This window comes from Actinomycetota bacterium (assembly GCA_014360645.1).
Lineage (GTDB): Bacteria > Actinomycetota > Geothermincolia > Geothermincolales > RBG-13-55-18 > Solincola_B.
Genome location: JACIXD010000017.1, coordinates 18430 through 31061 on the forward strand (window position 1 = coordinate 18430; position 12632 = coordinate 31061).

Sequence of the window (12632 nt, forward strand, 5' to 3'; positions counted from 1 at the left end):
GGGATGAAAATAACGAAGAAGGGCAGCGGCCAGGAACTGGATCTTCATGAACACTCTGCCCTGGGGCCCTGTTTTCTGCTGACCGAGAACTGCCCTTACCTAGCGGAGACAAAAGAAGGCGAGCTCAGCCATCCGGCGGCCACCCCCTTGAGGCCAGGCCTTTATGAGCTGGTTTTCAAGAACTTCGTGGGATGGGCAAAGCTGGGAGACACGCTTCTTAAGATCAGGACCCCGAAGCTCTCCGACGACGGGTTTGACGCCATGGTCAACCAGATAACCGAGGTATGCGCCTCACTCCCGTTCGCCTTCAACACGCCGTCTTTCCTCCCCTTCGAGCGCATTTCCCCGGGTGGGGAAGAGGTGCTCTACCATGCCTTCATGTATCTGCGATATATGATCAAGGATTCCGAGCCTTCCCTGGAGGCGGTGCTGAACCGCATCATCGCAAACCCCCACCGGGTCATCGTCCGGGAGGCAGTAAGGCAGGAGCTGCACCGAGCGAGGCGCGTGAGGCCTGCTTCCATAAACCGCTTGGCCAGTTGCCCGCGCGACCTGATAAACACACGGCAAGCGCCACACCTTTCCGATTGCGAGATATCTCGAAGGTTGGAGGACATCTCGGGAGAGAGATATTTCCCCACATATATCCAAGGCATCAAGAAGGACGCGAGCATCGACAACCCCGAGAACCGCTTCGTCAAGCATTTCCTGGAACAATGCCTCCTCATCGCCGAGCTCTTCCGCCGCTGTTTCCGGGACAAGGCTCAAGAGGGCGGATATTTCGATCACGGGTTGTTGGAGGATGCCCATCTTATGGTCAATAACCTTAAAGGGCTTCTGACCAGAGGCTTTTTCGCCGATGTAGGCGAGATGGCGTACCTGCCATATAACTCCCAGGTGCTGCAGAAAGGGCCGGGTTACCGCGAGCTCTTCTCCTTCTTCAACCGCATGAACATGGGAAGCGCTTATCCTATCGGCAGCGCGGACCTCAGAAAGATCATCGAGAACAAGGACGTGGCGCTGCTCTACGAGTACTGGACCTATTTCAAGTGTGTGGACGTTCTGAGCGAGGTGGTCGGCAAGCCCAAGAGAGCCATTGTAAAAGGCGGAAGGGAGAAGGAGAAGGAGAAGACACTCCCCTATGACCTGGGCGTAGATTTCGGAGGAGGGATCAGCCTCTTCTATAACAAGACCTATCACGGCAACCGAAGGGGGTCATATTCGTTAGCGTACCGACCGGACATAGCTCTTGAGATGCCCGACGGCATCTACATCTTCGACGCCAAGTTCAAGAAGGAAAGGGTTATCTTCGAGCAGTTCGAGGGCGAAGAGGTGGCTGAGACAAAGGAGGAGGAGTTCGACCAGGGGTTCAAGTATGGCGATATCAACAAGATGCACTGCTACCGTGACGCCATCCAAGGGGTCAAGGCCGCTTTCATCTTGTACCCAGGCGACCTCTTCCGGTTCTTCCATGTCGATAAAGGGAAGATGACCGCACCCCAGCAGGCGGATGATCTCAACGGCGTAGGGGCGATCCCACTGAGACCATCCATGAAAGGCTCAGACACAAAGGATTTGAAGTCTGTGCTTGAGCTGTGTTGCCTGGGGGACAAGCGATGATAAAGGAAATGGAGGTAAGGAGATGAGCATCAGGGAGCACATCGGGTGGATTCTTGAGAATTATTTGGAAGCAAGGCAATCGGCGAGCTTTTCTTCCAGCCATCCTGTGTATCGAAGGTTCATGGACCTTGGGGAAAGCCTATCCAAACTGGCGGCGGTAAAAATGAGGCACACCCTAAAGGTGAAATGGAGCGTGGGGCAAGGCAATTGGGCACGCATACCATGGATCGCTTTTCTGGATGAGAGGGAAACAAGGACAACTCAAAGCGGTGTGTACCCAGTTTTCCTATTCCAAGAGGACATGAAGGGAGTATATTTTACCTTCAACCAAGGGGTAACCGAGTTAAAAAATGATCACGGGACAATCGAGGCCAGAAGAATCCTCAGGGAACGCGCTAAAACACTCCAGCAGTATTGCGTGGATGCTGAAAAACGAGGCTTTCGCCTGGATACCAGGATATCCCTGCATGCCGGGTATGGTCTGGGAAAAGAATACGAATATTCCACCGTTGCATATAAGCTCTATGAAAAGGGCAAGATCCCGGCTGATGAAGAGATCATAGTGGATGTCGAATATCTACTGGGTGCATACGATAGGTATCTTGAATCAAGGAAGGCTACCAGTATTTCAAAATCTTCGATCACCGAGGAGATAGAACCTGTGGGGGCTGAATTCAACATACAGCAGGCCACAGAGGACTTAATTAGAAATATCCATGCTAAGGGCTTCATATTTGAGCCATGGCAGATCGCGCAATACGTCACCGCCTTGCGAACCAAGCCCTTCATTATCCTTGCCGGAATTACAGGGACAGGGAAATCGAAGCTCCCTAGGCTTGTCGCAGAGGCCACAGCTGGGGAGTGCTTGCTCATTCCTGTAAAGCCGGACTGGTCGGATAGCTCGGATGTGCTTGGCTATACGGATCTCCAGGGTGATTTTCGACCGGGACCCTTGCTCGAGATCGCGCGTGATGCAATGGAGAACCCGGACCGTTATTGGACCTGCATTATCGATGAGATGAACTTGGCACGGGTTGAGCAGTATTTCGCCGAGGTACTGAGTAGGATTGAAGATCGAAGGCGAGATCCAAATGGAGGATACGCAAGCATTCAACTACTTAGCAAGGCGCTCAAGGAAGATGAGGCCGAGTGGGGGGAGGTGGTCATACCGTCCAATCTTGCCATAGTGGGGACGGTGAATATGGATGAAAGCGCGCATGGATTTAGCCGCAAAGTATTGGATCGTGCTTTCACCGTTGAGTTATCAGAAATCTTTCTCGATCAGTGGGAGAATGCATCGACCACGGAAAAGACCAAGGCAGTTACTTGGCCTGTTAAAGCCATGTGTCCGAGGGCGATCATGCTGGCTGCGCTGACAAACCCGGAAGATAGGGAAAGGTCAGAGATAGTTCGCGCCGTAAACGCCTTGATGGAGATAAACAGAGTCCTCGCGCCGGCGCAGCTACAGGTTGGCTATAGGACTAGAGATGAGGTAGCGCTTTTCCTGCTTCATAGCTTGGAGATCATCGATTCCTTCAGGGATATGCGGGGAAACAAGATAGACCCACTCGATCTTGCACTGCAGATGAAGATATTGCCCAGGATTATCGGTGGTAGCGATGCGGTAAACAGGGTTGTCATGGGCATGCTGGGATGGGCATACGGTGGAGTGCCATTCAAGTTGGAGGATGAAGCACGCCAGATAGTCAAAGACTGGGACGATAGTGGGAGACCATCGGCGATCGGTGGCAGTCGTTACCCAAGGTTGGCTGCGAGATTATGCCTGATGTGGGAGCGCTTGAAATCGGAGGGATATACCTCTTATTGGTTGTGATCCGTTATGGAAGAGCTTTTCCGAATAGAGACGGACAAGGTTTCTTTGGTCTGGAGTGGCCCGACCGCGCCATTAGAGATATCCACGCTTTCAGCAGGCTTCACCCCGGGCAGGTTATCAGTAGTTTCCTTGAGAGAAGGAATGGAAATTTGCATACAAAAGCCAACCATACAAATACCGCCTCAGGTTGCAGACTCGGTGGATTGCCATATCGGCCCTCATCTTTTCGAAGAGACCACGTATCAATTATTGCTGAAGAGCAAGAACGGTGAGGAGATAGAGCTGCAACATCGCGACCTTTTAGTCCTGGGAAAACTAAGCAGGGAAGATCAGGGAAGGATTGTTTACGGTTATGTTAATTTTGGTGGGCAAATAGGAAGAAGCCGATTCAAGGTCACAGTATCAGGAACACCAGAGTTCGACTTCGAGGTAGAAGTTTTTCCCAGCAAGCTTGATTATACTTCGGATTACGAAGCGCTCCTTGCGGATCTTCAAGGCATCATTACCGCGCTGGTGTTGTCATACCTGCAATCAACATATAAGATGGGTAAGACCGAGCGAGAAAAGATGCCTACCAAGCTGGAATGGGTCTTATTGCTGCGCCATATATTATCCGACCTCGAACGTGGCCTGCGCTATATCGAGCGGCATCCCGAGCGAGAACTAGCGAGGATGCGTGTTCCGACCAGGGTCGAGCGCCTGAGAAAATATGATTCGTCAGTGCTACAGTGCGTTTTACAAGGAAAAGGCGAGGGACGAGTTGTTCGCATGCGTAACGGTATTCCACTGCGGTATAGAATTCCAGAGAGTCGCGCCATGCATACTCTGGATACACAAGAACACCGCTGGTTGGCAGCGCAGCTATCACAGATCAGAAGACGCCTGGCGCAGATATATGAAGAGGAGAGGGAAAGGCAGAGGATGCAAGGAGATACCGAGGTTCCTGCCCGGAAAGCACAGATACTAGACGAGCTCAAAGTGCTAAAGGATCATATAAGCCGCCTCGAGGAAATTGAGCCCATTGCGGCCGCTGCTGGACAACCAGCCCCGGGATTTGCCTCCCTAAGGCTGCAGCAAGCCCCGGGATATCGCGAAGCCTACCATGCCTGCATCATGCTGCGTCGTGGCTTAAGGGTCGATGAAGTCAATCCCCCTCTTTCCTTGAAGCAGCTACACATCCTTTATGAATATTGGTGTTTTTTGTCTATTGTAAATATGGTTTCTGAGGTGCTGGGCGTTAAAATTCCTGTGGAGCGCTTATTAACGGTGCAGCAGAGTGGAGTGCGAATACAGCTGCAAAAGGGACGTACGAAAAGCGTTGTCTTCCCCATGGACGAAGGATTGGCTGTAGAGGTTGCATATAACCCGATCTATTCTGGGGACAGTTATGCCCTTCCGCAAGAGCCCGATATCGTAATTACTCTTCATAATCCCGATTGGCCCAAGGTGAGCTTGATCCTGGATGCCAAGTATCGCATCGATAGTTCGGATAAATACCTGAAGAGATTTGGAGTAGCAGGGCCGCCACAGGATGCGATAAACGTATTGCATCGCTACCGTGATGCGATCCTTGAGGAGACAGGTGGCGATAGGACGCGATGTGATAGATACAAAAGAAACGTAGTAGAAGGCGTTGTCCTCTATCCGTATGCCGAAAAGGAAAAGGAGTTTGCAAACAGCAGACTATGGCAATCCCTCAAGAGACTCGGTATAGGCGCGTTGCCTTTTCTCCCAAGCGAGAAGAAATACGTTGAGGAGTGGCTCAGAAGCGTTTTGCGACAGGCGGGATGGTCAATAGCGGAGCGAGCAATTCCCCATGTTGCGCATGAGAAGATGCGTACTTGGCGGGAAGCTTCCAAGGAAGTTGTATTGGTGGGAACGCTAAGGCGCGACGCAAAGGCACATCTGGATTGGATTATAGAAAAACGTCGCTATTACACCCCGCTTACAAGCACGCAAAGGCTTCAATTCGCAGTACGCTGGCTCGCGATATATTCGCCTGCCTCGCTGCGTAAACCCGGCGCCGTTTCCCATTTTGCCCAAGTGGAGAGAATCGATGTTTTAAAGCGCAAGGACATCGTGACGCCTTGGCCTGCTGAAAGGGAAGGAGACGAACTTCAGGTAGTCTATTATCTTGAGGAAGTAAGGGAGCTTAATCCAAGCATCGAGAACAGGGGGGCCAATGGGCGCGGAATCCGTTTCTCGCGCAATCGCTGGACATCGCTACTTGCATTGCAACGCGCTGAGGAACTTCGCGAGCTTTTCCTAGAAACTGAACCTGAATGGCGACTCTATGACGGCCTGAGGGCAGCAGGGATAAACTTTTCTATATATCCTGGTCAGCCATTACAGAAAAAGGAAGAGGAGCCTAAGGGAAGAGCAAGTTTCTTGGTTGGCGAACTCACGATTCAATATAGGGGAAGCGCCGGATTTAGCATCAAGCACCCCACCTATGAAGATAATAAGTCAAGTGCGGAACATGTGCTTGAATATATAGAAAAGCGTTGCGGACAGTTATTTGCATCAGACTGATTTACCCCGAGTTCTACATATATGGCCCATAAAGACGGTAGTGCTAAAAGGAATGCCAGCTTGTTTCGTCTCCGCCACTTCTTGCACGACCAGATAGCATGGCCGCGCTAGGGGCGCCGAGCGGAGCTGGCCGTGGGGATCACCTGCTCGTGGAGGCAATGGCCGCTTCCCACATGACCCGGAGGTTGGAGTCGGCGAGCAGGGGGATCATCCCCGCATGTCCCTCCACGCGCGCCTCCAGCAACCAGGGGGAGGAGCGGGCCATCTCCATGCCCGCCCGCAGGGCGACCAGGGCGTCGTAGACGTCCCCCAGCCGGTCCAGCTCCCTGCCCCTGCTCTCCTCCCCGGGCACGAGGGAGGAGAAGTCGCCGGGGAGGAACCTCGCGAGGACGGAGGCAAGCCGCGCCAGGTTCTTCCTCCTCTCCGGGAGGGGGCCCCGCTTGTAGGCGGGAGGCCACCTCCTCCGCCAGTCCTCGAGGGCTTTTATGGGGCGCAGCTCTCCCTCCAGGCATCCGGGCTCGTCCTGTGCGAGCCACATGAAGCGGTGCACGGGGTTGGGGTAGCTCTCCACCACCTCGAAGCCGTCCGCCAGCCTGCCGATGGCGGAGGCGAGCTCCCGCCCGTAGGAGCCCGCGCGCCAGGAGGGGTAGAGGGGGATGCCGCAGGCGATGAGGGCCCGGTCCAGGGGCCTGAAAGGCCTCTCCCTGGAGAGCTCCTCCGTCCCGTAGAGGGGGATGTCCAGGAGGACGAGGGCGCGTTCTCCTCGGAAGGGCGCGAGGCGCGCCAGCATGTCCTGCATGGACCCGGGCTCTAGGACCTCCCACCACGGGTCCTGCCCCGGCCTCCAGCAGGCGAGGGCGGTGCGGGCCGCGTTCCGGGGCGACCACCCTAAATCGACGCTGATCACCACGTCGTAATCGCTGCCGCGCTCATTCACGGGATTCTCCCATCCGGCGCTCGCGGGCAGGAACTCTAAGCACGAAACGTCCGCCGCGCGAGGTTGTCAGCAGATCACATTTTACTCTCCGGTCAAGCGCATCGGTTGTTTATGAGATAACATCTGCTGCGATGTCTTGAGATGGTGAGCGTCGGTGTAGTCCGACATGAGCTAAAATGCGCTTTGGAACTCGGTGAAGGCCTCGTCGACGAACCCTTGCAGGCCGAGCGCCAACCCCAGGTTGCCGTGCGCTTCATAGTCGCCCGTATCCAAGCGCACTACCCCCTCCAGCTCCTCTTGCGCCTCTTCGATCTGCCCCAACTCGAACAGAGCGGCAGCAAGGCCGCGGTGAACATCGTGGTTATCGGGCATCGCATACAGCAGCTCCTCAAAGATATCGATGGATTCGGAGTACGAACCTTTGAGGTTGAGGAGGTTGGCCAGGGATAAAAGAACCTTCTGGTCCTCGGGGTTCAGCCTCAGCGCCTCCCGATATTCTCTTTCGGCGTCATCGAACAGCCCCAGCTTCCGATAACGGAGCGCCAATCCCTCGTGCGCGATACTGCTTTAGGGATAAAATCGTATCGCCTCGAGATATTCGTCCACAACCTCATCCAGAAGGCCTTCCTTGTGCAGTTCGATCGCCTTATCCATACGGTTGATGTGTACTAACATGAGCGCGTCTTAGGGCGGCTCATGTTAGGGAAGGGTGTCTCCGCTGGGCCGGCGCCTCACTTCGCCAATGGAGTGACGCGCGGAATCTGCTCTGCTGATGAGCTCTTTCTGGAAGTTGAGGATGTCCGCGATGTCCGGGTCGGGCTGGCCTTCAAGCGCTTCTTCGCATGCGGAAAGGGCCCTTTCGTATTCCCCCGACCGCCTCAGGATGTCCACCAAAAGGCAGTCCTCCGAGCCGGGATCACGGGCGAACTCCTGTCCGCAAGACCTGGCTTTCACCAAAAGGTCGTAGGCCTTGAGGCGGCAGGACCTGGCTTGCTCCGGCGCGCCGTGGTCATCGCACTCCCAGGCGGCGTACATCGAGGAAAGCCCCGCGGAGGCGTAGTCTCCGCCCTGCTCCTGGATTATGGAGGCACACAGGAAGGAATTAAGTGCTTACAAGCGAACAATCACCCTACCGTAAAATTGCTCCTGGATCATGGAGGCACACAGGAAGGAATTGGCCAACTCCGGAAGGTCCGGGTCGCGCAGTCGCCCCCTGTATTCTCTGCTTCGGATCACGTCTGATGCTCCCTGCAAGCCCTCATCTATTACGAAGTCTCAATAGAGAGCGGAAGGGAAAAAGCCAAGGCCAGTTCCGGTGCCTTGCCCAGATGTCACCACCGGCGAGTACATTATCTGCAAATGGAGATGCCGGCGGCAGGAGCCGCGCTTCCGGCTTCCCCGCAATCGGGAGGCTCCGGGCAGGGTCTCCTCGGGACGCGAGCGGGGCGGGGCTAAGGGGCGTCGGTCCGTCGCGAACCGAGGCGACAGGGCGGCAGGGACAGAAGGGGTGACGGCACATGGCGAAGATGATCCCGGATATAAAGGTGAGGAAGGGAGCGCTGGGGGAGGAGAGGCTCTACCTGGCCCTGAAAGAAAGCCTCCCCGACGAATACACCGTTTTCCACTCCCTGCCCTTCGTCTCCGTGGAGGAAGGAAGGGGCATATACGAACACGAGATCGATTTCCTCGTCATCCACCGCGAGCTGGGCTTTCTGGACATCGAGGTCAAGGGCGGCCGAGAGATCCGCTATCTGCAAAAGCGCAGGGAATGGATATCCGTCTCGCATCGGGGCGAGGAGCACGTGATCTCCAGGGACCCCTACCGACAGGCCAGCGACAATATCCACTGGCTCGCGCGGGAGATCGTGAAACGCGGGGTGCTGGAAGGCGGTGAGGAAAGATTTCCCTTTACGCACGGATACGCGGTGGCCTTCCCCGACGCCACCGTGGACACCAGGTATTTCCCGATGCACACACGGAAGGAGCTGACGCTGGACCGCTCCGATCTCGGGCGCATCTATGAACGGGTCTCGGGGATCATGGAGCAGTGGCGGAGGGAGGGGAAGTCCAGGGTCATAAGCGAGCGCGAATACAACGACCTCTGCAACAAGTTCCTCATGCCGGAGTTCCGCGTCGCCGCGTCCATCGCCAAGCGCATCGAGGACGAGGAGGCGCAGCTCATCCGCCTCACCGAGGAGCAGTGCCGCCTGCTGGACTTTTTGCGCAACCAGAAGCAGGCGCTCATCCAGGGCTACGCGGGGACCGGCAAGACGCAGCTCGCGGTGGAGAAGGCGCGCCGCCTCGCCGCGGAGGGCAAGAAGGTGTTGCTCATGTGCTTCAACTCGCCCCTGGCCCGCTACCTGGAATCCGTGGTCGGGGACGAGGGGGGCGCCATCACCATCGACAACTACCACAACCTCTGCGCCCGCATGGCGGAGAAGGCGGGCATCCCCTTCGAGGTGCCCCCCGAGGAGAAAAAGGAGGAGCGCAAGCGCTTCTGGGACCGGGACTGCGCCGCCATCCTCGAGGAGGCCTTGGACAGGGTGGACGCCCGCTTCGACGCGGTGATCATCGACGAAGGCCAGGACTTCCGGGAGGAATGGACGCGCAGCGTCTTCAAGCTCCTGCGGGAGGGGAGGGACGGGTGCCTGTACATCTTCTTCGACGAGAGGCAGAACATCTACCGCGATGAGCTGCATTTCCCCATCCAGGGCGAGCCCTACGTCCTCCACGAGAACTGTCGCAACACCCAGAGGATATGCGAGCTGGCGGGGGACATCGGCGGCGTTGACCCGGAATCCTACGTATACGACAAGAACCCGCAGGGCGAGGAGGTCAGGTTCAAGGCCTACGGCCGGCGCGAGGACCAGCCGAGGATCATCGCCGACATCGTGGCCGGGCTCCTCAAGAAGGGCGTCTCGCCGGGGCAGATAACCGTGCTCTCTCCCCATATAAGGGAGAAGAGCTGCATGGCCGGGGTGGAGGAGCTTGCGGGATGCCGGGTGCTCGACTACTCGGAACGCATGCCCGCGGATGCGGTGTGCTTCTCGTCCCTTAAGAGGTTCAAGGGGCTGGAATCCGACGTGGTCATCTTCTGCGACATGGACGGGAAGTTCCCCATCCACAACCCCCTGGACCAATATGTGGCGGTATCACGGGCCAAGCACCTTCTATATGTGGTGCATGACAGGGACTGGAAACCGCCGGCGGGATAGGGGGATCCGCCCAGCCATAAAATGTCACTGGGGCGTGCTATAAGTATTTCCAGGCAGTAAGGACAGGGCCAATAAAAAATCTCGGGCCCGTGTTGGCGTCTCGCGAGGAAGGTCGCATGGAAGAGAGGAAGCGCATAGAAGATAAGATAAGGGAGCTGGCTGAGAACGAGGAGGAAGAGCGCCTGTGCCTGGAGCTGCTGGACGGCGCCTACCGGGGCCTCGAGGAAGGATCGTCCAAGGGCGCCCTCGACGAGGTCAAGGGCAGGCTGGATGCCGTCCTGAAGGAGATGGAGGAGATCGCGAAAAAGATCGGGGACAGGATAGGGTAGCGGGTGATGGGCCATGGCCGAGAACATCAGGCTGAAAGAGATAAAGATAAAAGGCTTCCGGGGCTACGGCAGGGAGGAGGTAAGAATCGACCTCTCCGATCCCGTGGTCCTCCTCTACGGCGGCAACCGCTCAGGCAAGAGCAGCACCACCAACGCCGTGGAGTGGGCGCTGTACGGCGGTGAGGTGACCGGCAAGAAGATCGGCATCGCGGAGAGGAAAGGCTGGGAGGCGCGCAACCGCCACTGCGATTCCATAGGCGTGGAGCTGGTGCTGGAGTCGGACGCCGGCGAGATCCGCGTGGTCAGGGAGATGGGAGAGAAGAAGAGGTCCGGGGAATCGTTCTATTTCGTGGACGAGAACGGCGAGAAGAACAAAAACCAGGAAGAGCTGTGGAGCCGGCTGGGCATGGACGCGAGGGATTTCATGAGTTCCGCCTACCTCCACCAGGAGGTGATCAGGGACATCGTGGTGAGCGAGCCGCGCGTGAGGGAGGAAGCGCTCAACCGCCTTCTGGGCATCTCCGACCTCTTCAACCTCTCCAAGTCGCTCAAGGATATAAAGAAGAAGAGCTACGAGGATGCGGTCAGCAATACCTACGAGAGACTTCAACAGCTCATCAAGACGAAGTCCTCCGCCTATCAGGAGACCATCGACGGTTCCATCGAAGAAGGCGAAGCGCTGGGGATGGCGAAGGGCGATTTCACCGATAAGGGCTTTGGCGAGCGTTGCTCGAAGGCATGCGAGCTGGTGAAGGGCCTCGCGAAAAAGGCCGGACTCGAGGACCCGGGGCTCGAGCCTCCCGAGGATACAACCGACTTCATGGGGTTCGAATCCCGGGCCAAGGAGGCCGTGCGAGCTTTGAGGAACGAGAATCCCGCCGCCGTGTCGCAGGCAGCTCTCGTAGAGGAAAGGGGAGAGCTCGACGCGGCGCTTTCCGAGTACCGGAGCAAGAAAGAGAGGAAGGAAAGACTCCTCGAGGAGAAAAGAGAGCTGGAGAAGGAAGGCGGTCAGGAGGAGCTGGAGAGAAAGAAGCAGGAGCTAGAGGAGAGGCAGAAAGAACTGGAGGAAGAGCTGGGCCGCATCAACACCCGCCTGCCGGTGATCGAGGCGACCGTCACCTACCTGGAGAGGCTGGAGGACAAGGAGGGGACGACCGCCTGCCCATCCTGCGAGCAGGACATCGTCCCGCGGGAGGTGCTTGCGCGGCTGCGGGAAGTGAAGGCCGGCATGGGGGAGGAGGCGGGCGAGAAAAGCGGGGAGAAGAAAGAGCTGGCCGAGTCCTTGTCCTCCCTGGAGGAGACCGTCGAGCGGCTGAGGAAGATCCAGGAGGTCGAGCTTCCCAAGGCCGTCGAGGAAATGAAAAGGTGCCGCGAGAAGATCGGCGAGATACTCGAGCGCGAGATCGGCGAGGACGAGGATCCCGAGTCCATTGCCAACAAGCGGCTGGAAGAAATAGAGGACAAGCTGGAGAAGACCAAGAAGCTCCTGCAGGAGTACAACCGGGAGATCGACGGCATAGAGGATGCCCTGAAGGAGGCGCGGCTCATCCGGGATGTTCTGGAAACAAAGGAGAAGATCGCGGTCATCGGGAAGATCACGGAATCGCGAGAATGGGAAGAGATGGGAGAGACTCGCGCAAAGCTCTTCCAGGAGCTGGAAGCGGCGAAAAAGGTGAAGGGCGCCGTCGATGCGGTCATCAACGAGCTGGCCGGCGAGAAGCTGCGCGAAACGGAGGATGCCATCTCCTCGTATTACCGGGCCCTGGTGGAGAGACCGGATTTCGAGTCCATCATGATAGACCCGGAAGACCACGACGTGTACGCGGTGAGCGGCAAGGACAAGGAAAAGGTCATCAAATTCTTCAACCAGGGGGACATGAACTGCGCCGCCCTGAGCATCTTCCTAGCCCTGGGGGGCAGCTCCGCGCGGGAGGGGGCGACCGGGTTCCTCGTCCTGGACGACCCCTCCCAGAGCCTGGACTCGGAGCAGAAGCGCAAGCTGGCGGCGCTCATCGACCGGGTGGCGGCGGACAGGCAGGTCGTCCTGGCCACCATGGATGAGGAGCTGCTCAAGGCCCTGCAGAGCAATGTCTCTAAGGTCAAGAGGGTCTACCGCTTTGGGGAATGGGACCCGGTCAAGGGGCCGTCGATCAAAGGGGAATGAA

At 57.0% G+C, this 12632-nt stretch carries 9 protein-coding genes; 6 read left to right on the plus strand and 3 right to left on the minus strand.

What is annotated here, in order from left to right; all coding sequences use genetic code 11:
* Window positions 1–3: 3 nt before the first annotated feature.
* Genes H5T74_13240 through H5T74_13250 form a run of 3 tightly spaced genes read left to right on the plus strand, consistent with a single transcriptional unit; the run spans window position 4 to window position 5986 of the window.
* A complete protein-coding gene (locus H5T74_13240; GenBank protein ID MBC7231340.1) occupies window positions 4–1620 on the plus strand; it encodes a DUF2357 domain-containing protein in 1617 nt (538 codons plus the stop codon).
* 22 nt (window positions 1621–1642) lie between these two features.
* A complete protein-coding gene (locus H5T74_13245; protein MBC7231341.1) occupies window positions 1643–3454 on the plus strand; it encodes a DUF3578 domain-containing protein in 1812 nt (603 codons plus the stop codon).
* A 6-nt stretch (window positions 3455–3460) separates the two neighbouring features.
* A complete protein-coding gene (locus tag H5T74_13250; protein ID MBC7231342.1) occupies window positions 3461–5986 on the plus strand; it encodes a DUF2357 domain-containing protein in 2526 nt (841 codons plus the stop codon).
* A 139-nt stretch (window positions 5987–6125) separates the two neighbouring features.
* Here the strand turns inward: H5T74_13250 and H5T74_13255 are convergent, their stop codons facing one another.
* The 3 genes from H5T74_13255 to H5T74_13265 form a co-directional block, all read right to left on the minus strand.
* On the minus strand, window positions 6126–6923 hold the full coding sequence (locus H5T74_13255; protein ID MBC7231343.1) for a hypothetical protein: 798 nt from the start codon (window positions 6921–6923) through the stop codon (window positions 6126–6128).
* A gap of 171 nt (window positions 6924–7094) precedes the next feature.
* Window positions 7095–7469 carry a tetratricopeptide repeat protein gene (locus tag H5T74_13260; GenBank protein ID MBC7231344.1) on the minus strand — a complete coding sequence of 125 codons (375 nt, stop codon included), beginning with the start codon at window positions 7467–7469 and terminating at the stop codon, window positions 7095–7097.
* A 153-nt stretch (window positions 7470–7622) separates the two neighbouring features.
* Window positions 7623–7958 (minus strand): hypothetical protein, encoded by a 336-nt coding sequence (locus H5T74_13265; protein MBC7231345.1) that lies wholly within the window; start codon window positions 7956–7958, stop codon window positions 7623–7625.
* Between the two features lie 482 nt (window positions 7959–8440).
* Here H5T74_13265 and H5T74_13270 point away from each other — a divergent pair, with 482 nt between their 5' ends.
* The 3 genes from H5T74_13270 to H5T74_13280 all read left to right on the plus strand — a co-directional run bounded on the left by H5T74_13270 (window position 8441) and on the right by H5T74_13280 (window position 12631).
* Window positions 8441–10138 carry an NERD domain-containing protein gene (locus H5T74_13270; GenBank protein MBC7231346.1) on the plus strand — a complete coding sequence of 566 codons (1698 nt, stop codon included), beginning with the start codon at window positions 8441–8443 and terminating at the stop codon, window positions 10136–10138.
* 116 nt (window positions 10139–10254) lie between these two features.
* Window positions 10255–10467, plus strand: coding sequence for a hypothetical protein (locus H5T74_13275; protein MBC7231347.1), 213 nt, complete (start codon window positions 10255–10257; stop codon window positions 10465–10467).
* 13 nt (window positions 10468–10480) lie between these two features.
* Window positions 10481–12631 (plus strand): AAA family ATPase, encoded by a 2151-nt coding sequence (locus tag H5T74_13280; protein ID MBC7231348.1) that lies wholly within the window; start codon window positions 10481–10483, stop codon window positions 12629–12631.
* Window position 12632 lies beyond the last annotated feature (1 nt).